Genomic DNA, 21,421 nt, shown 5'->3' on the forward strand with positions numbered 1-21,421 from the left:
GTGGTTGGTTCGGGTCACGGTCGACCATTTTCAGGGACGAGGGGGGTCTTGTGGCAAGCCCGGGGGTGCGCTATAAATTAAGAGTGGCAAGGAGTGTCCTTAGCCCCCTGGGCCTCTGAGGTTCCTTGGAGCCCTGGACCCCGGCCGCACCTCCACCCCCGTCCTCCGCCGATCGGCGTCGCAGGACAGCTCTCCCTCTTCTCCTCGCCCGAGGCCGCTTCCGGCCTTCCCCGGCGCTGAGCAGAACCGGCACGGAAACCCGCGGATCGGAAGCAGTATCCCCGCCCGCGGTCCTGACCGGAGGAACAGCCCATGACCACCCCCGGACCCCCGAACAACCGGCCCCCCGAAACGCCCCGAGGCGCGCCCGCCGGGTTGCCGGCGGTAGTGACCGACAGCCTCCTGCGACAGAGCGCCCGCTTCAGCGCGGTGACCGGCTTGGTGATGTACGGCCTGGGCGGTACCCACAGCCTGCTGTCCATGACCCGGTTCTCCGGCGCCTTGTTCGTCGGGAACCTGCTCACCGCCGTACTCCTCCTCAGCGCGGCGACCGCCCTCGGGTTCGGTGTGCACCGGTCGCGGCTGGTGGGCCACGCGGTGCCCGTCCTGCAGGCGGGCCTGTTCGCCCTCGCTCTGCTCAGCGGGTACTGGCTGATGAACGGCGTACCCCTCGGATTCCCGGGCGGCGCGGTGCTGTACGTACTGTTCACCGCACCGGCGCTGACCGCGTCGGCCCTGGCCGCCGCGGCCTGGCTGACCGAACGGATCCAGGGCCCGCCGACCCGGCAGGTCCCCGGCGTCCCCGCGGACCCCTACCCGGCGCTGTCGACCGGGTTCGCGGTCCTCCTGTACGCCGTCGTCTGCCTCGGCGCGGCGATACTGTTCATCCTCCTGGACGGTGGCCTCGACTTCGATCCCACGCCCGTGGAACCGGCCCCGCCCAGCGTCCTGCTGGGCACACTCGGCCTGTGCCTGCCCTTCCCGCTGCTGATGATCGGCCTGGCCCTCTCCCTGTCGACCCGAGCGCGCACCACCACCCCGATCTTCGTCACGGCGGTATTCGCCGCGATCGCCCTCCTGGTCTCCGCGCCCGCGGCCTTCGTGGAGTTCTTCGCCGAATCGCCCCTCCACTGGGCCCTGGTCCCGTTCCTGGTCGCGCCCCTCGTCTGGCCGATCATCCGCTCCTGGCAGGGCATCCCCGCCGAGCGTCGCCGCTCCTGGTTCGGCCTCTGAGCTCTACTCCGGCTGCCGGGGGCCTGCAGGAGTCCGAGCGACTGCGGAGCAAGCACGTCGACGTCCAGAAGAGAATCGGTTCCTTGTCACCGGAGGAGCAGGACCAGGCCCTCGACGCGTCCCCGAAGCTGGCAGACCGCTTGAAGCGCGAGCACAACCTGTGACCCGGGACCGGTCGTCGAACGAAGCCGACAGGCCAAGCCCCGGGCGCGCTTTGGAGCGATGAGGGTGGGGGATCAACCGGCTGCTTGAGGGAAACCTTGGGCCAAGCTGAAAGTTCCATCAGGATTCAGTCGATCGGGCTCTGGGTTTCTCGGTCGAGCCTCATCATCCAGGATGTCCGAGCTCCTTCAGGTAGCTGATCCTGGAGTTCACTGAAGCAGCGAACCGCGCCCAGTTCAAGGACTCCACCGGCTCCTTGGGGGCATCGTTCTCCTGGGCTGACGTGACATAGCAGACGGTGTCGTAGACCCTCTCATCGAGGAGCCGATTGCAGAAGATCGCGTAGCTGTCCTGATATGAAGTTCTCTTCAGGGACGGAACAAGCGGAAGTTCGGGACCCTTGCCCGGCCTCCCCGTAGGCCGAGGATTCTTGTGCTCCTCCATGATGAAGAAGTAGCCGATCCAGGGTTTCTCGCCTGGGTAGAGTTCTTCAAGATGCGCCCGGTTGACGTCGATCGCGTTCCCCAGAGCTTCATGGAATCGGCTGTTGTAGTTTCGGCCAAAGGAGGGGCCGCTCAAGGCCTTCAGATCGAAGGCGGCTACCAGGGTGTTTCCTGAAGTGACCATTACGTCCCACTGTTTCTGTGGGCGGTAGTAGCCGAGTACCTCCAGCCCATGATCCTGCCTGAACTGGACGGATGCTCTTGGGTAGCCGACGTCAAGGAAGAACTTCCCGATGAGCTCAGCGACGCCGGTGAAGTAGTTTCCTGCCCTTGTGGAACTTGTCGTTCCCGGGCTGGTTCTGTCCTGGTTCTTGGCTCGCTCGCTCTGTTCCTGTTTGAGTTGCCAGTACTTGGCGACGGCGAGATTGAACTCCCGGCGGGTTACGGTCAAGCCTTGTCCTCTGGCTGAGCAGGCGATCGGTGGTGCTTCGCAGGTCAACAGTGGTCACAGAGTGACTCTATCGGCCCCGGCAACGCTATACCTGCCTGAACTCGCTCCGCATGACCGGTTGCCCTCGTGCCCTGCCATCCTCAGGTGCCCAGCTGCCAGGGGGAGAGATAGTCGGAGTGGCCGGGTGATACTCAGGGGCGTGGGGGTCCGGTTGGGCAGGGCTCGGGTGTTGGGTTGCCCTGAGCCGAGGGTTTCATGTCGCGTTCTTCCGTTCGTCGGGTTGTTGATGTGGGGCTGTTGATATTGGTGTCGGCACCGAGCGGGCCGGGGTGCTTTGCATCGGGCATCCGGGCCCATTTCCCCATTGGGTGTTGCCACGGTCGAATGTGTGCGCAGGGGGTCGGCCGGGGTGGCCGGTCGGCCGGTGACGGAGAGCACACGGGCTGTGCGGGGGCGGGGCTGGGGCGGGGTTCGGGGCGCTGGACCGGCGGGGATGCGGTGAGGGGAGGGCGAGGGAGGGTCGCGATGACGTCGCACATAGGATTCGATCTCTGATTTCCTCTGTCCCGCGAGCGGAAAGCGGTATAGGAACGACAGGGGCGAACAACCAGACAGCGGGTTGTTCGACCGCCCCCAGGATTTGGAGAGAACGGACACTTATGGACCTTGGCCCCGAAGGCGATGGCCGGACCGCCAGGCAGCGGGACCGGGAGCGCAAGTACCAGGAGCACGTCGCCAGAGTCCAGCGCCGCGATCGACTCGACGGGTGCGTGGCCAACGTGCGGCGGATCTACCAGGCCCTGCGGCACCGCGCGGAACGCGGATCCGTGGAGTGGCAGGAGTTCGACCGGCTGTGGCGCTACCACGGCGAGGTGGAGAAGACCGTCTCCCAGCTGTCCACGGCCGAGCAGGACCAGATCCTCGAGGACTACCCGAGACTGGCCGCCCAGCTCAGAGCCCAGCACAGCATGTAGGACCGGGGACGCCGGAAACGCGGCCGGTAGGCTGCCGGGCATGACGTTCGCGAACGCGGTGACCCTGGAAACGCATCCGGGCCAGCGGGACGAGGACGTGGTGGTCCTTAGCCACCGCAACTCCCAGCTGGAGGGGACCGGATGCCTGCTGTACCAGGTGGGTGTCACCGAGGCACGGCCGCTGGTGACCGGTCGGATCAACAGCGAGAAGTTCGACGTCGCGGGTTCTCCCCTACGCGACTGATCCCGGTCCCGGTGCTCCCGATCTCGGACTCGGTCCCGGCCGCCCCGGCCCGTGGCCGCTCCGCACGAGTGAAGGCCGTGACAGACACCCGGCAGATCCCCTGCCGTCTGTCACGGCCCTTTCGCGTGCTCAGCCCCAGGACTGGTTGAGGGCCTGGGGCCCGGTGGGTTCGTCGTTGGGGTCCACCTCGTGCGCACCGCCGTTGCCGCCGTTGGTTCCCGCCTGGCTCTCCCGGGCGCCGCTGTCGTCACAGGGCCGACCGCTGGGGTCGGGCCGGGAGCGGGCCCGGCACTCGCGGCGCAGGCGTTCCAGCTGCCGCAGGCTGGCGAGGGTGTCCGGGTGCTCGGGGCCCTGGACCCGGCGGCGGTCCTCCACCAGGGCCTCCAGAGCGTGTGCGGCCCCCGTGGTGTCGTGGGCGCGGGCCTGCCAGTAGGCCAGGTTGTGCCGACTGGTCAGAGTGCTCGGGTGGTCGGGCCCCAGCACCTCCTCCTGGACGGTGACCAGCTCGCGGAGTTCGGCCACCGCACCCTCGGCGTCCCCGGCGACACCGCGCCAGTGGGCGAGGTTGTGCAGGGTGTTGAGGGTGTTCGGGTGGTCCGGGCCCAGGTGTTCGCGCTGGTCGGCGAGGAGCTCCTGGGAGGACAGGACCGCCGCGGTCAGGTCACCTGATTCGGCCCGGCAGACCGCGAGGTTGCCCCGGGTGCTCAGGGTCTCCACCCGGTCCATGCCCACGACCCGCTCCAGGTCCGCCAGCAGGTTCCGGTAACGGATGATCGCGCCGGTCGTGTCGCCCGCCCGGGACCGCAGGTAGGCCAGGCCGTGCCGGGTGCGCAGGGTGTCCAGGTGGTCGGGGCCGAGCACGCGCAGCTGGCGTTCGTGCAGTTCCTCGAACGAACGCTGCGCCTGGGACAGGTCCGCGGTCGCGCCGGACCAGTACGCCAGGTGGTCGGGGCCGGGGCCCGCCGGGGCTTCGGGCTGTCCGGGATGGCCGAAGCGGCCGAAATCGTGGGGGTGCTGAGGGTGGCGGGGGTGGTGCGGGCGCCCGGTGTGGTCGGGGTCCAGGGTGTGCGCGACCGCCTCGGCCAGGACTTCCCAGTACGTGACCGCCCACTCCATCTGGCGGGAGGAGGCCAGGCGGCGGTCGGCCCGGAACAGTACCGGGTGGATGCCCTCCTCCCACAGCCAGCTCCACACCCGGACCCGGCCGTCGGTGCGCTCGCGCAGCACGGCGGTGTTCGAACGCAGCCTTCGCCCCAGAGCCGAGTCCTGGGCGGTGTCCGGCCACACGTGCACCAGCCCGTCCGCGATGGAGCGGACCGCCTCCCGGGTGGGCCGGGTGCGCGTGTGCTCGAGCGCGGCGCGCTGGGTGAGGTGGTGGGCGCCGATCACCAACGGGGTGTCCCGGGAAACCAGCGCGAGCCGCTCCAGCGAGGCCAGCGCCAACCGGACCTCGTGCCGGGCCAGGGTGCGCGCGGGAAAGGTACGCCGCCCCAGGTAGTTGCGGATGGGGCGGGAGACGATGACCTGCTCGGGGGTGGCGGCGGAGTCCAGGAGGGCGATGAGCCCCATCAGGGGGCGGGCCACGCCTTCGGGGTGGTGGGCGTCGGCGCGCTCCACGGCCAGTTCCCAGGTGACGGCGACCGGGGAGCGGGTGGCCCAGCGGGGGAAGGAGTCGGCCAGCGCGGACGTGCGCCGGTGGAACAGGTCCAGGTAGGCGGCGGGGGAGAGCTGGAGGTCCGCCATGTACGCGGTGGCCTGGGCGAGGGCGAGGGGAAGGTGCCCGAGGGCGGCGGCGAGGGAGCGGAGTTCGTCGTCGGTGTACTCGATCCCCGCTTCCAGGAACGAGGCCCGCAGGTAGCCGTCGGCTTCGGCGGGGGAGAAGTCCTGGATGGTGACCAGCCGCCGGGCGTTGAGATTGAGCGCGCCGCTGAGCTCGCGGGCGGGGTCGCGCGTGGATTCACGTCCGGGGTCGAGTCCGGAATCACGGTTGGGGGCGCGGTCGTGACCGGAGCGGCGGCCGGGACGGCGGGTGGTGACGATCATCCGACCCCGTTCGCGGCCCGCAGGCGGCCACAGGTCCTCGACCTCGGCCAGGTCGGTGAGGTCGTCCCACACCAACAGCCAGCGGCGGCCCTCGGCGTCCACCGGGTCGTGCAGCCAGGCCAGGAACTGCCCGGCGGCGAGCTCGGGGTCGCCGGGGACCCGCGCGAAGAGCTGCCGGGCCGCCTGTGCGTAGGCGAAGACGACCCCCTCCCGGGCAGGGCTGTTTCATTCTCGGTGAGCGGTGATGTTCGTGCTGGTCAGCGAAGACCGATCACGTCCAGCGGGCGGATGAACGCCTCATACGACACCCACCGGATCGCGTCGGGCACGGTGTCCTGCCCCAACCGGCCCAAGAACCCCAGGGCGAGAGCTCGCAGCACGGCCAGGTTGTCGGGGGCGTGCCCGCAGCGGACCTTGCAGCCGTCCTCGCCCAGCGACACGTCCTTGACGTGGTGCCAGGCCTCGATGCCCCAATGTCCACGCACCAGAGCGCCGATCCGGGCCGCGTCCGCCCGCTCCACCTCCAGCGAGGTCACCGCATAAGCCAAGGTCCACGACACCTTCCCGGTACGCAGATCTTTGACGTGGCGGCGAAGGCGCACCGCCTGGACCGCGTGCGGGAAATCCGTCCTTCCAGCGAGGTCGATGGCCTTGACGGTGCGGGTCTCAGCGCGCCCGTGGCCGCGCTCGCGGGTGGTGGCCAGCGTGGGAGCCTGAGCCCAGGGCAGTGCTTTGACCTGGGAGAACAACGTCTTCTGGTTGCGTTTGACGGTCAATACGTAGTCGGCGTGCAGCTTCTCGACCAGGTGAGTGGCGGTGTCGGTCTGGGTGTGCAGGGCATCGGCGGTGACCACGACGCCGGTCAGGTCTACACCGTCCAGCAACACGGCCAGGGCGTCGATCTCGCTGGTGCCCGCCGGCACCCGCACCTGCGCGACCAGGCGCCGGTCCGGGGTCAGGGCGGCGAGCAGGTGCACCGCCGCCTCGGCGGGGGTGGCCGATCCGCGCAGGGTCTTACCGTCCACCGCCACCACCTCAAGGACATCGGGCCGGGCCAGGGCGGCCAGGGCCTCGGGGTCCAAGGCGAGCAGGACCCGGCGGATGGTCGCCGGGGACGGAGCGGTACGCACCCCCAAGGCCGGACAGGAGATCCGGCACCCCAGGCGGGCCAGGGTGTGTTGCGGTGCGGCGTCGGCCCACTGGCCGATCGCCCGTAGGTGGCGGGCTCCGGCGAGCATCGCGCACAGGGCGCAGAACAGGACGCTGGCCATGCTGTGGCGGCGGCCCCGCGGCGAGCGGGGGTCGGCGAGGCGGGCGAGCTTGCCGAGAAGGTCGACGGGGCCGGTGGCGGGCATGGCAGACTGGGGGCGCAACGGAGTCCTTTGGAAGTCAGAGATGTGGAAGTCCCTGATCTTCTAGCGGGCTCCGTTGCTCGTTGGTGCGGGCTTCGACCGGATCGCTACGAGGCTGTGATCAGCGCTGATGGGTCACGAACCCGACTTTGAAACAGCCCTGCCTCCCGGGTGGAGGCGTCCGCCCACAGCAGGACTTCGGGCCGCTGGTTCGGCACGGGGTGCGCGCGCAGGAAACGGGCGTGGTGGGCGGCGAGCTGGGTCTTGCCGACCCCGCTTTCCCCGGACAGCACCTGGTGCGCGGCGGGATTGCCGAAGGCGCTGAGGGCCTCGTCGAGGACATCGGAGAGCGTGCGCTGCCGCAGGTGCGCGGCGGGTTCTGGGATGAGGCCTACTCTGATGGGCCAGTTCACCGGGTTTCGGCTGGTGTGGAAGTCGTCCCCCGGGGAGGAGAGGCCGTCCGCCGGGGCGGGTTGGTCGGGCCGTCGGCCGTGGGGGTCGCCGAAGGGGTCGTCGCCTGCGGCCGTTCCATTGCGGTGTTCGTGGCCAGAGCTCAACAGCCACACCCTTCCCGGGGTCTGAGGGGAGTCGCGCGCCCACCGGTGCTCGTACGTGTCGTATGCCCCGATCGCGAGTCGGGAACCCCGGGTGCAAAGGGGTTTCGGTCGATCCAGTTCCCATCACGGAGGGGAGTCAACCCCATCGTTTGCGCTATCCCAGGTCAGTGGGCGGGGGTGTGGATCACGACTGTGCAGCCGGGTTCGTATCCGGTATCCATTTGCTCTGGGTCTTCCCTCTGGGTTTCGCTTCCGGGCCTTGCCCAGGCGCGCCGGGGCTCTGGGACAGAGCGGCCCCGGAGGCAACAGGCTCCCCAGCCCGGTGCCCAGCGCTTGGCCGTGTCGCGGCCGGTCAAGGTGAGCAACGAACAGCGGCAGCGACGGCGGGAGCGTCCCCAGTCCGGCGCCCAACGCCCCACGTGTCGCGGCTGGTCGAGCGTGTCATCGGACAAGCGGCAGCGACGGCGCCAGGGTCCCCAGCCCTGCGCGGACCGGTTCGCGTGTCGCGGCCGGTCATTCTCCCCGACACAAAAGCGGCCCCCTTGTGTAGCACACACCTGCGACACTTCCCGAGTTATCCACAGGCCCTGGATGAGAGTTTTTTGGGAGAATAGGTAAGAGTTATATGGCCTTGTGGATAGCTGCCTTTCCTGGGCGTGTTCGCATACAATTGGACCATGACTTCTTCACACGCGCATAACAGCCGATCGGCGGGCAATGCCCCCGCGGTGGCCGCGATGCGCCAGGCGAAGGAGTACATCACCCAGACCATGGAACGCGAGCTGCCAGCCGGGGCTGTGGCCGAGATGCTGGACGTGGTCTGCGAGCTGTGGGACCTGATGCCAGGCCCAACTGCCCATCATGCTCCGCCTGGCCCAGACCCACGCCTCGGGCAACCTCACCGAAATCGGCGGGCAGGCCAGTCTGGCCGGGTGGATCGCCCACGCCCTACGCGTCCCCCAGAGCGAAGCCCACCGGCTGGCCCGGCTCGCGAAGCTCCTTTTCGAAGGCAAGCTCCCCGAAACAAGGAAAGCCCTGGATGCCGGAGCGCTTTCCGTAGGCGAGGCCGCGACGATCGCGAACGCGGTAGAGCACGCCACCAAAAACCGGGACAAGACCAAGTTCGAGGACGCGGACCATTTCCGCAAGATGATGGACACCGGAACCATGGCCGCCAAAAAAGCCGACCCCACCCTGTCGGCCAACGAACTCACCCGCACGGGCCGGGAGGTGGCGGCCAAGCTCAACCCCACCCTGGTCGAGGACCAGCACAAGAAGGCCTACGCCAACCGGCGCGCGGACCTGGCCCGCAACCCCGACGGGGCCCACTACTTCCAGACCCAGGGCCCCGACGCCGACGCGGAGCTGATCGAGAAAGCCGTGGCCGCTTACACCAAGCCGCACGACGCCAATAAGCCTGAGGTGTCCAAGGCCGAGCGCACCTACGACGCCTTCGTCGAGATCATGCGGGTGGCGTTGGGCCACCAGGAATGCGCGGTAGCGCCGGGCCCGTTGGCGATGATCAACATCACCGTTCCGCTGGACGTGTTCAACGGCCAACGCAAAGCCCAGGCCGAGGCCGCCGCCCAGAAGCAGGATCAGGGGCCGGGGCAGGAGGGTGGCGGGTTCGCCGCCACCCAGGACGGTCAGGTCATGGCCATGGACGCGGTGTGGAAGATGGCCCCGGACAGTGTGCTGCGGCGGATCATCACCGAGCCCCTGTCGGGCAAGCCCCTGGACGTGGGCCACGGGGTGCGTAGCGCCCCGGAGCAGATCCGCACCGTGGCCAACCACGGACGCTCCACCTGCGCCTGGCCCCAGGGGTGTGATGTGCCCATCAGTGGCACCGAGGCCGACCACATCCACTCCCACTCCAAGGGCGGCAAGACCAGCGCGGCCAATATCCAGCCGTTGTGTTCCTTTCACAACCGGCTCAAGTACCGGCGGGAGAAGAACCCGCACCGGGCCACCTGGCAAGGACACAACCGCCACCGCAAACCCCCAGACCCCGCCCCGCCCCCGGATCCCGCACCGGATCCGCCGCCCCGGGAATGAGCGCCCGGCCCCTACCCCGGCACGCCCAACCACCGCAAACCCCCAGACCCCGCCCCCACACCCCGCCCCCACACCCCGCCCCACGCACATCAGGAAGGAGGCCTCCCCGTGAGCACCCCCGTTGGAGTCATTCTCACCGCCCTGAGTGACTCCACCACGGGGTCTCGGCCGACCCCCACCCCCACACCCCACCACCGCGACACGAGGACCGGGGAGCGCCGGCCCCCGGCCCCCTACCCGCCCTCGCCGCCGCTGTTCCGTCGCCCACCGTGACCGGCCGCGACACGCGACCCGGTCCCCGCAGGCCTGGGGGTGCTGCTTCCTTCGCCGCCGCTGTTCCGATGGCACGCTCGACCAGCCGCGACACGCGACCCGGTCCCCACCGGCCTGGGGACCCTGTTGTCTTCGCTGCCGCTTTTCCGTTCGGGGGAATGACCGGCCGCGACACGGGGACCGGTGAGCGCCGGGCTGGGGGCGCTCCTTCCTTCGCTGCCGCCGCTGCCGCTGTTCCGTCGCCTACCGTGACCAGCCGCGACACGCGACCCGGTCCGCGCAGGGGCGGGGAAACCGGGGGCCTCACTGCCCTTGTTTGTTTTTGGGCATGCCGAAGCTGGCGGAAACGAAGCATCCCCCTAATCGAGAAGAACACGCCGAGCAGGGAAAGCGCGACCCTGGGGGTGGCTGCCTGTGGATAACTGCCCGCGCCCCACCGTTGGGGCCATGAACGGCCGCGATACGAGGGGCGTCTCGCGCAGGGCCGGAGAGACTGCTTCCTTTCCCCTTCTCCTTCCTCCTCCTCTTCCCCTTCCTCATCCTCGCGTGGGACTGAGGGGTTCTTCCCCGGCTTCCCCGGCTTCCCCAGTGGGAGCTTCTCCGGTGACCGGGGCGGAGCGGATCGCCGTCACTACTCCCACCGAAAGCGCAGCGATCAGAGTCCCGATCAACGAACCCGCGCTGTTGACCATGAGGTCGCCGATGTTGGCTATGCGGCCCCAGGGGAGCGCCCACTGTGAGGCCTCCACGGTCAGGGACAGGGCCGGGCCGAACAACAGCCGGGCCACCCACGAACTGAACGCGAAGAAGGCCACCACGCCGATCGGGACGAACAGCAGGGTGTTCAGAACCCGCTCCTGGAGAGCCAGGCCGCCGGTGGTGCCCCACGGGCCCTCGGCCTCGAGTTGGGCGGCGTAGTCCGTCTGCCGCTCGAAGTTCTCCTCGATGACCCTCGTGGCGACGGCGGTGTCCTCCTGGGGCGGGGCATCTCCTTCGGCGTCGGTGACCATCAGGGTGCCGTCCGGGCCGTCCGGGCCGTCCTGGACATAGAGGTCGTCCCCCGAACGCTCCTCGGCGGGCACACCCTCGGGGGCGTAGTGCACCGAACGGCCGTCCTCCAGCTGTTGGCCGAACTCCCTCTCCAGGCCACTCGTCCGGCCGATCCCCGGGATGTCCTGGAAGGACAGCATCGGGTCCCAGACCACCTTCCGGTCGCTGTCATGGATGGAACCGAAGCCGCCGATCGGGGCGAGCAGGACCGCCAGGTACACCGCACCCGCCACCGCCAGGAGCTTGCGCATCGCGCCTTGGGACCGCTGCGGGTCCGGGCGGCGCCACCAGGCGAAGGCCAGGGCGGCCAGCAGGCACAGCCCCAGCGCTGCGGTGATGGTGGTCGGGTTGACGTGGAACAACACCTGCCACACGGGGGCGACTCCGAAGGGGACGAGAAGGGGCGGTCGCGGGTCGCGAAAAGAGTAGCTGAGAGTAGCGGGTTGGGCACGTTAGTGCAGGTCAGTGGAATGTCCGCACCCGGCCACCCCAACAGGCCCCCGTCCACTGGTAACGCACCGGCGGGCTCGGATAGGAAGGTGCGACTACCACGGATACGGCGGCCGGGACCGATCCGGGAGGGGACGGTATGGCCACCGACGCGGGGGAGGGGCGCCAGGGTTTCCGGGAGCACTTCCGCCAAGCGCACGACCAGGAACGCCTGCGCAACGGCGCGCACCGGGTCCGCATCCTCTACCAGCAGCTCGCCGCCACCGCGGAGGTCGGCTCACCCGAGCAGGGCGACTACGAGCGCGGCGTTCACCGACCGACTGACCCACCTGCGCGCCCGCTCCGCACGCCGGAACCGCCCCGGCCCCCGAAACCGCCCCGGCCCTGCGGGCTGACCACCTGGTCCACTCGACTGACCCCGGCCCGGCGGGGCGGCCGGTGCGCCCCGAGGGATGACCGCCCGGGCTCAGCCCGGTGACCAGCGCGACCCGGCCCGGTGACCAGCGGGGCCGGTACGGGCGGGCTGCGCCTGTCCGGAAGCGGCCACCGTCGGGTCTGCCGTTCCCAACACCGGTCGATAGGGTGACCGGGACTTTCCGAACCCGCTCCCTTGACCCCCGCAGGAGAGGTATGAACGCCGACAGCCCCGGTTCGCACGAGGCGCACGACAAGGCGCACAACTCCGTCGGAGGGGACGTCAGCGGGACCTCGGTCCAGGGGGACGACATCCACGGAGGCGTCCACGTCAACAACGGGGGCGTCCACGTCACCATGGGCCAGCAGCCCCCGTCACCACCCCTGACCCCGCGCCCGATGCAGGTGAACTCGCCGCCGCACGACTTCGTCAACCGCGAGTCCTACCTGGACTGGATCAACGGTTCCCTGAACTCGGCGGCCTCACCGCGCGTGGTCGTCTGCGAGGGACCGCGCGGTATCGGCAAGACCACGCTGATCCGCAAGGTGGCCGAGGCCCAGCGGGAGTACTTCACCGGCGGTCAGCTCAGCTTCGAGTACCGCCGCGGCCACTACGACCACCACGACCAGGCCATCACCGGGTTCCTGCGCACCCTCGGCATGGACAAGGACGCCATCCCGAACGACCCCTTCCTACGCGCCAAGGAGTACCTGACCCGCACCCAGGAGCAGCGGCTCCTCGTGGTGGTCGAGGGTGCGTGGGAACCGGCCCAGGTCAGAGCGCTGGTCCCGGGCGGGGAGGGCAGCCTGGTGCTGGTCTCCGGTGACGGCCCCGACCTCGGGGAACTCCAGGAGGACTCGACCGGGGCCCAGTCCCGGCCCCTGACACCGCTGGAGCCCGAACCCGCTCGGGCCCTCCTGGCCAGTCGCGCCTCGGACGACCTCTCCGGGGAAGCTCCCGGCGCCGTCGGCCAGCTCCTGGAGACCTGCGCCGGGCTGCCGCTGGCGATCGCCCTGGTGGGCGGGCGCCTGTGCCGGACCGGCCCGGGTACCGCCGCAGGCCTGGTGGCGGAGATCCGGCACACACGTTCCACACTGCGCGCGATCGGCGACCCCCGAAGGAACCTCGAAGTGATCTTCCAGACGGCCTACCAGGCCCTCTCCCCCGAAGCCGCCGCCCTCTACCGGGCTCTGGGCGACTGGCCCGCGCCGGTCCTCGACCGCGCCCTGCTGCCGGGGATCGGGGACGCGGAGGCCCTGAACGAGCTGCTCACGGCCAATGTGGTGGAGGAGACCGGGATCTCGGCGCTGCGCTTTCGGCACGACCTCATCCGCACGCACGCCCGGGACCGGGCGGCGGCCGAGGACTCCCCGCAGGAGCGCCGCCGACGTCTGGAAGGCCTGCTGGACGCCTACCTGGTCCGGCTCGGGTTCGCCGAGCTCGCGGCCCGCGGTGAGCGGCTCCGGACCGTGGACCTGGCCGAGCTTCTGGCCGGGGCCGACGACCCCTTCCGGGGCGACACCGACCACGCCAGGAACTGGCTGCTGGGCGAACGCGCCACCCTGCTCGCGGTGGTCCTGGACAGCGCCGACCGGGGGCTGCACACCCACGCGCACCGGTTCGCCGAGCTGGCCACCGCTCTCTACCTGGACCAGCGCCTGGTTCACGACTGGGCCACCACGGCCACGATCGGCGCGGACTCCGCCCGCCTGGCGGGGGACGCGGCGGCGGAGGCCCGGCTCAATTCCATGGCGTCCCGGCCGCTGATCGATCTGGGCCGAGGTGACGAGGCGGGCGAGCGGCTCGCCCGGGCCGTGGAACTGGCGGCGGACCTGGAGCACTCGCTGCTGCGTGCCTCGGTGTGGGAGTTCCAGGGGCGCTACCTGGCGACGGCCGACCCCGAGGCCGCAGTGGCCGCCTTCGACCGCTGCGTGGCGGAGAACCGGGCCAGTGACGACCCCGCCTCCGTGCGCGGCGAGGCGCTGGGCGTGCTCTACCGGGGCCACGCCAAACTGGTGTCCGGGCAGGCTGGTGCCGCGGTCGTCGACATCGAGGACGCCCTCGAACGGTTCGCCGCCCTCCCGGAGCCGGACCACCGAATGAGGGCGCGCGGCCGGGTCTGGCTGGGCAGCGCGTACGCGGCGGCCGACCGGGACAAGGAGGCCGTGGCCGCCCTGAACCGGGCGATCAAGGAGCTGGACGAAGGCGGCTGGTACCACTACAAGGCCGAGGCGCACGTGTTTCTCGCCGACCACTACGAGGCGCTGGGCGCGAAGAAAGAGGCGCGCACCCACCTGGAGGAGGCGGAACGGCACTTCCGGGACCTCGGCAGCCCCCGGGCCCGGGAATGCGCCGACCGCCTCAAGAAGGCCTGAGGCCCACGACACCCGGACTCAGGGTTCCAGAGCCCCAATTTCTTGAGCATCGGGCTGAGGTCCGAGCACGCCCGGGTCCGCCGGGCCGGGCTCGATCACGCACTCCCAGCGGGTCGAGCCGGTCCGGACCTTGAAGCTTTCTCCCCGCTCACGGGGCTCTCCGGAGGCTTCGAGCGGGAGCCGGGCGCGTACCGCGGTGTAGAGCACGGCCGCGGCCAGGACCGGGTCCGCCCCCGCCTCGCTCCGGACCAGGAAGCGGCGGCCGTCCCGCAGGAGCACCGCGATGCCCTCGGGTACGGGTTCCGCGCTGGCGAAAGCACCCACGTGTCGCTCCAGGGCGCGCTCCAACCAACCGGCGGATCCCGGATCCCGGACCGGTTCGCGGCACACCACGGAGGCCGAGTCGGCCAGTGTGTGCCGCTTCTCCGACTCGAAGACGGACAGGTGGCGGACGGCCCCCTGAGGCGGGTCCGGGACCTCGCGGGCGGCGGCCGGAAAGCGTTCGATGACCACCTCTTTCGCCCCCTCCGCCCACCCGTGGACCTCGAAGGCGCGGGGGATACCGCTCGACGGGTCCGGTTCCGGCTGGGGCAGGGCGCGCTGGGTCCCGTCGTGCCCCGCGTCCTCCGGCGGCGCCACGCCCAGCAGCCGGTAGAGCAGTTCGGTGAGCCGCTGCCCGCCGCGGCCCTTGTGGGCGAAGGCGAGGTCGGCGGCCTCGCGGTGCTGGCCCGGCACATGGGTGTCGATGGCCTGCTCCACCTGGGCGCGCAGCCCCTCCTTCGCCAGCCAGGGCGCGGTTCTGACCAGCTCGGACACGGCCGTGCCCGGCACCGACTCCGCACCCAGCGCGCCCAGCAGCATCGGGTGGTCCAGGGCCGCCCCGTACAGCGTCACGCTGCCGTGGTCCCCGATCACGCAGTCCGCCGACACCAGAGCCGCACCCCAGCCCGCTTCCGGGGGCATCAGCAGCAGTCCGGCGTCCAGGGCGTCGGCGAGCATGTGCCGCACCTGCCACGGGCTGTGGGCGAACCACACGTTCGGATGCACCACGGCCGCGACCCGGTAGTCGTCGTGGGGGAGCGCGCCGAGCAGGGCTCCGGGCAGTCGGGGGCGGCTGCCGAGCAGACCGCCGGGACCCCAGGTGGAGGTGGTCACCACCAGGCGCTGGTCCGGGCGCACCCCGAGCCGGGAGCGGTAGTGGTCGCGCAGCCGGAACCCCGAGACCAGCCGGTCGTGCGCGGGGTCGCCGACGACCTGGGCGTGTTCGGCGAGCGGGATGCGGGCGGCGCGCAGCTGTTCGCGCTGGGCCGGGTGCGACAGGACCAGGTGGATGTTGTCGGCGTCGTGGAACTCCGGTCGGGGCACCCCGGACAGCCGCACCTGCCGGGTGCGGTGGTCGGGGACGTACTTCTGGAAGCCGATGCCGTGCGGCAGCACCGCCACCGGACAGTCGAAGGCGGCCATGTCGGCGTTCTCGGTGGCGGTCACGACCAGGTCGGGGCGGACGGCGAGCCGGTCCGACCAGGGGATGAGCCCCGCCTCGACCCCCTCCAGCAGGGTTTCGGTTCCGGCGTTGAAGGCGGAGGTGTCGTCGAAGGCGAACAGGACCCGGACGCGGGTGTCGCCGCGGAAGACCGCGAGCGCCTCCAGTACCCGGACGGCCGAGGTGAAGGTCCGGGCCAGGGCCAGGACCACGGGGGTGTCCGGGAAGGTCTGCCAGCGGTGGGCCTCGGGCCCGGTGTTGGCCCGCGCGTAACGGGAAGCGGTGCCGCCGGAGACTCCGCCGCCGGAAGCCGTGCCGCCGGGGACGGCGCCGTCGGCGGCAGTACCGCCGGACGAGGCCGGGGCAGGGGACGGCCCGCCCGCTCTCGACTCGGAGGGGCTTGCCGGGGTGCCGGGGGGTGTCATCGGGTCCTGTCCGCGTTCGGGAACCGTGCCGGACCAGGGTAGTGGCCGGTGCCGAGCGGCGCATGGGTGGCCCGGGACCTGGGGCCGGAGCAGAGGATATTGGTGCGGGTGGCCCGGAATCCGGGGCAGGGGCAGGGGCCAGGGCTTGGGCCCGGCTCCGAGGGGCCAGCGCCGGTACCCGGGGCCCGGGCACCGGGCCCCGGCTGACCCCGGGGCCTCAGCTGTGCAGGATGGTCTCGGCCAGGAGGCTGCGTTCGCCGGGGTGCTCGACGCGCAGGGTCTGGGCCACCGCGAACAACAGGTCCGGGGAGACCGTACCGACAGGGTGCACGCTCGCGATGACGTCGTCCTCGAGCTGGGAGCGGACCTCGCTCAGCCGGGCTCCGGCCTGCCCGCCCACGCCCCGGTGCACGGCCACGAGGGGCTCCGCCTCCGAGCACTCCACCCCGGGGAAGTCGCAGCCGCTGCGGATGCCCTCCGCCTTCCGCTCCGGGGTCCAGCTCAGTACGTGCAGGGTCCCGGGCCGGACCTCCTCGGGGTTCTCCGAGCCGACCCCCGGGCCCGCGGCACCGGCCGTGACGTGCGCGGGGAGGGCGGGGAGGGTGTCGTCGCCGGTGCCCGGGGCGACCCCGGGGCCCGACGTACCGGGGTCTTCGGTGCCGCCCGGGCTGTCCGGGCTGTCCGGATCCTGGCCGGAGACATAGGTCATCCGCAGGCCGCCGTGCACCTCGTGGACCCGGACCGGGACCCACGACGGGTGGTCCAGGACCGCTATCGGGTACCCGAAATCCTGGATCTGGGCGAGCGAGCGCTGTTCGGTGGACCGGTCGCGCATGTGCTCGGAGGCCAGCGGGAGCACCAGCAGCGCGGCCGCGGCCACCGCCACACCCGGCAGGATCCCCGGCTGGCGCAGCCCCGCCCGCCTGCTGAACAGCACGCACACGCTCATCGCGACCGTGGCCGCGAGCGCGCTCACCACCGCGCTGTTCACGTACAGGCCACCGGGGAAGGGCCGCAGGGCGGGCGCCAGGAAACCCATCACCACGGGTGTGGCCAGTGCCGTCCCGGTCACCAGCCCGGCACACGAGGCGGGGTGGGTCACCCTGGCCCAGTGCAGCCAGTAGGCGCCCGCAAGGAACATCAGGAGCATGCCACCGACCGCCACCGGGGCGATCAGCATGGCCTCCAGCCCGAGTCCGTTCAGGACCAGCCCCCGGGTCACTTCCCACAGGGCGACGGGGAACAGCGACATCAACGGGGCGCCCGCCAGGCACAGGATGAGGATCGCACCGACCGCGGCGGCCCGGGGCCGGCCCGTGGGCGTTCGCGTCAGCACGCCGTCCATCAGACCTGAATCATCCTCCTGGGCGGGGACGACACGTTACGCCTGTTGTTGCTTGGGCGCCAGATATGCAAACAGGGATTTGTGCTTGACCAAACCCTGATGGAAGCCCTGTTCAGGACCTGGTCCGGGCCGGTCGGTCCATTTTCGGGCCAGCACCAGACCAGTATCGGGCCAGCATCGCTTCCGGCCGGTTTCGTATGTGGCACTTGGCCTGGCCGGTGCCCGCCCCGGCTAACGCCCGACCCGGCTGGCCCCGCCCCGGCTAACGCCCGACCCGGCTAACGCCTGCCCCGGCTAGCGTCCGATCTGGCGGATGTAGGGGCGGCGGGCCAGCCCGAACTGCTTCCACTTCGGGTCCAGTTGGGTGCGCAGCTGCACCTTGCCCTCGGGCCAGTCCATCAGCTCGTTCTCGAACTCGGGCAGCACGCCGGAGTCCGGGTCCAGGTAGTAGACGTACATCCGTTGCCCGGCCACGGTCTGCTGCATGAACAGCGCGCCGTTCTCACCGAGGATGCCCGAGAGGCGGGCCTCCAGGTCGGCCAGCGCCACCACCGAGGTCTCCTGGGGGAGGCGGTCGGAGTCCGCGTCCGAGTACGGCACGAGGACCTGTACGAACAGCGCCAGCGCGGGGAAGTCCCGGCGGGTCACCGGGTGGCGCAGCAGGATCTCGACCGGACCCTGCAGCGGGAGCCTGCCGTGCAGCGTCACCCAGCCGTCGGTCCCGCCGAGCAGGTCGCCCATCTGCTTGGCCACGGTCGGCATGGAGGTCGGCGGAAGCGGGTCCAGCGGACGCTCGTCCAGCGATGCCACCTTCCCGATCCAGCGCACGTACTCGTCCTCGCCCAGCGCCAGCAGCGTGACGTGCTCGGCCACCGCCTGGCGGGTCTCGCCGGACAGGAACATGTTGTCCGGGTGGTAGACGCCCACCTCGATCTTGCCGGTGCCCTGGTTGACGCGCATGGACACGGACACGTGGGACAGGTCCAGCTCGTGGTCGTCCCAGCGCACCGTGCCGCTGAGCTGCTCGTGGTCGGCGGGGCGGACCGGGAGGAACCGCCACTCGGCGTCCTCGAGGGCCGAACGCGACCAGCGCTCGGACTGGATGCGCGCCTCCTCGGAGGCGCCCGGGCGCAGGGTCAGCGCGTAGGAGGGGGAACCGGTGATCTTGGAGGGGTCGTCCAGGGCCGCGAGCTGCTCCAGGAGCTTGGCCGGATCGACGTCGGGCGACAGGTCGAGGTCCTCCAGACCGCCCTGGGGCTGGGGCGCACGGCCCACCTCCCAGTCCATGTCCGGGTGGATCGCCTTGACCAGAGCCGAGACCCGCTCGGACACCTCGGCGGAGGCAGGGGCGTCGGACTCGACGGACTCGGCCAGGGCCGAGCGCACGGCGGGCCAGGCGTCCCAGAAGGCGGAGACGGCGGCCGTGGATTCGGTGGAGTCAGAGGAGTCGGCGGATCGGCGACGACGGAACAGAGCCATACCGTCGATTTTCGCAGAAGCGGACGACCACCCTCGCCCCCGCCGGCGGGGAAAGTCCCCAAGTGCACCCCCGGGTCGGCGAAGGAGCGTCCCAAAGCACATCCCCGGCCCGGCAAACACGTGGCCCCACCCTCCCCGGGGCGCATAGGCTGGACGGTGTTATGACTTTGCGTGTACTGGCCGCCATGTCCGGCGGGGTCGATTCCGCGGTAGCCGCGGCCCGTGTGGCCGAGGCGGGGTACGACGTCACCGGCGTTCACCTGGCCCTCTCCAAGAACCCACAGTCCTACCGAACCGGTGCGCGGGGCTGCTGCACCGTCGAGGACTCCCACGATGCCCGCCGGGCCGCGGACGTCATCGGCATCCCCTTCTACGTGTGGGACATGTCCGAGGAGTTCGACCGCGAGGTGGTCCAGGACTTCGTCGCCGAGTACGAGGCGGGCAACACCCCGAACCCGTGCCTGCGCTGCAACGAGAAGATCAAGTTCGAGGCGGTTCTGGACCGCGCCATCGCGCTGGGCTTCGACGCCGTGGCCACCGGGCACCACGTCCGCAAGGTCGACGGCCGCCTGGTCCGCAGCGTCGACGAGGGCAAGGACCAGTCGTACGTGCTGGGCGTGCTCAACGCGGAGCAACTCGACCACGCGATGTTCCCGCTCGGCGACTGCACCAAGGACGAGGTGCGCGCCGAGGCCGAGCGCCGCGGGCTCTCGGTGGCCGACAAACCGGACAGCCACGACATCTGCTTCATCGCCGACGGTGACACCGCCGGGTTCCTGAACCGTCGGCTCGGCGAGAAGCCCGGGCCGATCCAGGACGTGGACGGCAATGTGGTGGGCACCCACAAGGGCTCCCACGGGTTCACGATCGGTCAGCGCAAGGGCCTGGGTCTGGGCGGTGCCCCGAACCCGCGTTACGTGCTCTCCATCGAGCCGGTGAACAACACGGTGACGGTCGGCCCGCGCGAGGCGCTGCGGGTGGACGAGATCGTGGGGACCAAGCCGATCTGGAGCGGCAGCGAGCCGCTGGCCGAGCCCACCGACTGCCACGTCCAGCTGCGGGCGCACGGCGAGGTGTACCCGGCCACGGTCGTGCAGCGCGAGGCCGAGGACGGCCCGGAGCTAGTGGTCCGGCTGGCCGAGCCCGCCAAGGGCGTGGCCGCGGGGCAGGCCGTGGTGGTCTACGACGGCGACACGGTGCTGGGGTCGGCGACGATCCGGTCCACCGCGCGCTCGGAGGGCGCGCAGGAGAAGACCTCGGCGTGACCGTAGCCACTGGCAAGGCGGCAAAACGGTCACAGTAGGACACATGACACGCACTTTCTCGCCCATGCCCCTTGCCGAAGTTAGGTAAGGCAATGCAAAGTTGTGGGGTCAAGGTGTAAGGGGTCCGGTCCATGCCGCAGTTCGCGTTTCTCGAGGGTCAACCCTTCTGGGTGATCTACTGCACCCTGCTCGTGGTGATCCTGCTCCGCGCCCCCGCCACCTACTGGATCGGCCGCGGCCTGGGCGCCGGGGTCACCCGCGGCCGCATGGGCGAGCGGCTCGGCCCCAAGCTCGACGCGGCCAAGCGGCGCATCGACCGCTACGGCGCGCCCGTGGTCACCCTCAGCTTCTTCACCGTGGGCATGCAGACGGCGATCAACTTCTCCGCCGGTGCCGTGAAGATGCGCTTCCCCCGGTACTTCGCCGCGGTGTTCGTCGGCGGTCTGGCCTGGGCGGGCCTGTGGGGCACCGTGATCGCCGGGCTGGTCGGCACCTGGCTTGAACTCTTCCTCAAGTCGCCGTGGACCGCGGTGGGCGTGATCGTGATCGCCGTCGCGGCCGTCACCGCTTTGGTGGTGGTCTCGCGCCTGGCCGGCCGCTTCCGCAAGGCCGGGGAAGCCGCCGCCGAACCCGAGACCGCCTCCGCGCCTTGACCCCCGCCCCCGCCCCCGCCCCTAGGTTGGGGTACATGCGCATTTCTGTTGACGCCGTTCTCTTCGACATCGACGGCACACTCGTGGACTCCACCGGCGCCGTGGAGCGGACCTGGCGCCAGTGGGGCGAGGCCCACGGCATCGACCCCGAGGAGATCCTGGCGGTCTCCCACGGCAGGCGCTCCGAGGACACCATCGCGATGTTCCTGCCCGAGGACCAGATCGACGAGGCCGCCGCCGAACTCGAGGAACTCGAACTCGCCGACCTCGGCGGCGTGGCCGCCCTGCCCGCCACCGCCGAACTCCTCTCCGCGCTGCCCGCCGCCCGCTGGGCCGCCGTCACCTCGGGCGGGCGCCGACTCATGCGCACCCGCCTGGAGGCAGCGAAGCTCCCCGTGCCCGAGGTGCTCGTCACCGCCGAGGACGTCACCGCGGGAAAGCCCGACCCCCAGGGCTACCTGAAGGCCGCCGCCGCGCTCGGCGTGGACCCCGCCCGCTGCCTGGTCGTCGAGGACGCCCCCGCCGGGGTGCGGGCCGGTCTGGCCTCCGGGGCCGCCGTCCTGGCCGTGGCCACCTCCCACAACCGCACCGACCTGGAGGGGATCGGCGCCACCGAGGTCATCGACAACCTCACATTCTGCAAACTGGAGACCGGACCCGACGGCCTCATCCTGTGCACGCCCTGACCGCTCCC

17 protein-coding genes are annotated in these 21,421 nt (G+C 70.8%); 9 read left to right on the plus strand and 8 right to left on the minus strand.

Annotation, left to right across the window (positions count from 1 at the left end):
* Nucleotides 1-312: 312 nt before the first annotated feature.
* Entirely contained in the window at nt 313-1,233 is a 921-nt protein-coding gene (locus HNR07_RS31350) for a hypothetical protein (RefSeq protein WP_184369774.1), read from the plus strand.
* 327 nt (nt 1,234-1,560) lie between these two features.
* On the opposite strand, the gene HNR07_RS31355 is transcribed toward HNR07_RS31350, so the two are convergent.
* Nucleotides 1,561-2,289 carry a PaeR7I family type II restriction endonuclease gene (locus HNR07_RS31355; protein ID WP_184369776.1) on the minus strand — a complete coding sequence of 243 codons (729 nt, stop codon included), beginning with the start codon at nt 2,287-2,289 and terminating at the stop codon, nt 1,561-1,563.
* Nucleotides 2,290-2,948: 659 nt separating this feature from the next.
* Between HNR07_RS31355 and HNR07_RS31360 the strand changes: the two genes are divergently transcribed.
* Together HNR07_RS31360 and HNR07_RS31365 are read left to right on the plus strand one after the other, a co-directional pair.
* Nucleotides 2,949-3,263: a hypothetical protein gene (locus HNR07_RS31360; RefSeq protein WP_184369779.1), complete on the plus strand. Its 315-nt coding sequence runs from the start codon at nt 2,949-2,951 to the stop codon at nt 3,261-3,263.
* A 40-nt stretch (nt 3,264-3,303) separates the two neighbouring features.
* Entirely contained in the window at nt 3,304-3,507 is a 204-nt protein-coding gene (locus HNR07_RS31365) for a hypothetical protein (protein ID WP_184369782.1), read from the plus strand.
* Between the two features lie 129 nt (nt 3,508-3,636).
* On the opposite strand, the gene HNR07_RS35985 is transcribed toward HNR07_RS31365, so the two are convergent.
* From HNR07_RS35985 to HNR07_RS31380, 3 genes are all read right to left on the minus strand, one after another.
* Nucleotides 3,637-5,652 carry a tetratricopeptide repeat protein gene (locus HNR07_RS35985; protein ID WP_184369785.1) on the minus strand — a complete coding sequence of 672 codons (2,016 nt, stop codon included), beginning with the start codon at nt 5,650-5,652 and terminating at the stop codon, nt 3,637-3,639.
* 155 nt (nt 5,653-5,807) lie between these two features.
* The gene (locus HNR07_RS31375; RefSeq protein WP_246420055.1) at nt 5,808-6,923 is read right to left on the minus strand and encodes an ISAs1 family transposase; all 1,116 of its coding nucleotides are present in this window, start codon (nt 6,921-6,923) and stop codon (nt 5,808-5,810) included.
* An 86-nt stretch (nt 6,924-7,009) separates the two neighbouring features.
* The gene (locus tag HNR07_RS31380; RefSeq protein WP_184369787.1) at nt 7,010-7,459 is read right to left on the minus strand and encodes a hypothetical protein; all 450 of its coding nucleotides are present in this window, start codon (nt 7,457-7,459) and stop codon (nt 7,010-7,012) included.
* An 861-nt stretch (nt 7,460-8,320) separates the two neighbouring features.
* Here HNR07_RS31380 and HNR07_RS31385 point away from each other — a divergent pair.
* Nucleotides 8,321-9,514, plus strand: coding sequence for an HNH endonuclease signature motif containing protein (locus tag HNR07_RS31385; protein ID WP_246420598.1), 1,194 nt, complete (start codon nt 8,321-8,323; stop codon nt 9,512-9,514).
* 809 nt (nt 9,515-10,323) lie between these two features.
* On the opposite strand, the gene HNR07_RS35990 is transcribed toward HNR07_RS31385, so the two are convergent.
* Entirely contained in the window at nt 10,324-11,211 is an 888-nt protein-coding gene (locus tag HNR07_RS35990) for a VanZ family protein (protein WP_184369789.1), read from the minus strand.
* A gap of 215 nt (nt 11,212-11,426) precedes the next feature.
* Here HNR07_RS35990 and HNR07_RS31395 point away from each other — a divergent pair, with 215 nt between their 5' ends.
* Complete coding sequence (locus tag HNR07_RS31395; protein ID WP_184369793.1) at nt 11,427-11,765, plus strand: hypothetical protein; 339 nt, start codon at nt 11,427-11,429, stop codon at nt 11,763-11,765.
* A 152-nt stretch (nt 11,766-11,917) separates the two neighbouring features.
* Nucleotides 11,918-14,077 (plus strand): tetratricopeptide repeat protein, encoded by a 2,160-nt coding sequence (locus tag HNR07_RS31400; RefSeq protein ID WP_184369796.1) that lies wholly within the window; start codon nt 11,918-11,920, stop codon nt 14,075-14,077.
* Nucleotides 14,078-14,095: 18 nt separating this feature from the next.
* On the opposite strand, the gene HNR07_RS31405 is transcribed toward HNR07_RS31400, so the two are convergent.
* The 3 genes from HNR07_RS31405 to HNR07_RS31415 all read right to left on the minus strand — a co-directional run bounded on the left by HNR07_RS31405 (nt 14,096) and on the right by HNR07_RS31415 (nt 18,809).
* Nucleotides 14,096-15,985 (minus strand): hypothetical protein, encoded by a 1,890-nt coding sequence (locus tag HNR07_RS31405; protein WP_246420599.1) that lies wholly within the window; start codon nt 15,983-15,985, stop codon nt 14,096-14,098.
* Between the two features lie 217 nt (nt 15,986-16,202).
* Complete coding sequence (locus HNR07_RS31410; RefSeq protein ID WP_184369798.1) at nt 16,203-17,330, minus strand: hypothetical protein; 1,128 nt, start codon at nt 17,328-17,330, stop codon at nt 16,203-16,205.
* Between the two features lie 294 nt (nt 17,331-17,624).
* Nucleotides 17,625-18,809 carry a DUF695 domain-containing protein gene (locus HNR07_RS31415; RefSeq protein ID WP_184369801.1) on the minus strand — a complete coding sequence of 395 codons (1,185 nt, stop codon included), beginning with the start codon at nt 18,807-18,809 and terminating at the stop codon, nt 17,625-17,627.
* Nucleotides 18,810-18,970: 161 nt separating this feature from the next.
* Here HNR07_RS31415 and mnmA point away from each other — a divergent pair, with 161 nt between their 5' ends.
* The 3 genes from mnmA (at nt 18,971) to HNR07_RS31430 (ending at nt 21,413) form a co-directional block, all read left to right on the plus strand.
* On the plus strand, nt 18,971-20,074 hold the full coding sequence (mnmA, locus tag HNR07_RS31420; protein ID WP_246420600.1) for a tRNA 2-thiouridine(34) synthase MnmA: 1,104 nt from the start codon (nt 18,971-18,973) through the stop codon (nt 20,072-20,074).
* Nucleotides 20,075-20,205: 131 nt separating this feature from the next.
* Nucleotides 20,206-20,727, plus strand: coding sequence for a DedA family protein (locus HNR07_RS31425; RefSeq protein WP_184369803.1), 522 nt, complete (start codon nt 20,206-20,208; stop codon nt 20,725-20,727).
* 35 nt (nt 20,728-20,762) lie between these two features.
* The gene (locus tag HNR07_RS31430) at nt 20,763-21,413 is read left to right on the plus strand and encodes an HAD family hydrolase (protein WP_184369806.1); all 651 of its coding nucleotides are present in this window, start codon (nt 20,763-20,765) and stop codon (nt 21,411-21,413) included.
* Nucleotides 21,414-21,421 lie beyond the last annotated feature (8 nt).

The sequence above is a fragment of the Nocardiopsis metallicus genome, from assembly GCF_014201115.1.
In the GTDB taxonomy this organism is placed as follows: domain Bacteria; phylum Actinomycetota; class Actinomycetes; order Streptosporangiales; family Streptosporangiaceae; genus Nocardiopsis; species Nocardiopsis metallicus.

Bases quoted from the DNA above. Each gene is read 5' to 3' on its own strand.
- HNR07_RS31350 (WP_184369774.1), top strand. From the start codon at position 313: ATGACCACCCCCGGACCCCCGAACAACCGGCCCCCCGAAACGCCCCGA.
- HNR07_RS31360 (WP_184369779.1), top strand. From the start codon at position 2,949: ATGGACCTTGGCCCCGAAGGCGATGGCCGGACCGCCAGGCAGCGGGAC.
- HNR07_RS31365 (WP_184369782.1), top strand. From the start codon at position 3,304: ATGACGTTCGCGAACGCGGTGACCCTGGAAACGCATCCGGGCCAGCGG.
- HNR07_RS31385 (WP_246420598.1), top strand. From the start codon at position 8,321: ATGCTCCGCCTGGCCCAGACCCACGCCTCGGGCAACCTCACCGAAATC.
- HNR07_RS31395 (WP_184369793.1), top strand. From the start codon at position 11,427: ATGGCCACCGACGCGGGGGAGGGGCGCCAGGGTTTCCGGGAGCACTTC.
- HNR07_RS31400 (WP_184369796.1), top strand. From the start codon at position 11,918: ATGAACGCCGACAGCCCCGGTTCGCACGAGGCGCACGACAAGGCGCAC.
- HNR07_RS31405 (WP_246420599.1), bottom strand. From the start codon at position 15,985: ATGACACCCCCCGGCACCCCGGCAAGCCCCTCCGAGTCGAGAGCGGGC.
- HNR07_RS31410 (WP_184369798.1), bottom strand. From the start codon at position 17,330: ATGGACGGCGTGCTGACGCGAACGCCCACGGGCCGGCCCCGGGCCGCC.
- HNR07_RS31415 (WP_184369801.1), bottom strand. From the start codon at position 18,809: ATGGCTCTGTTCCGTCGTCGCCGATCCGCCGACTCCTCTGACTCCACC.
- mnmA (WP_246420600.1), top strand. From the start codon at position 18,971: ATGACTTTGCGTGTACTGGCCGCCATGTCCGGCGGGGTCGATTCCGCG.
- HNR07_RS31425 (WP_184369803.1), top strand. From the start codon at position 20,206: ATGCCGCAGTTCGCGTTTCTCGAGGGTCAACCCTTCTGGGTGATCTAC.
- HNR07_RS31430 (WP_184369806.1), top strand. From the start codon at position 20,763: ATGCGCATTTCTGTTGACGCCGTTCTCTTCGACATCGACGGCACACTC.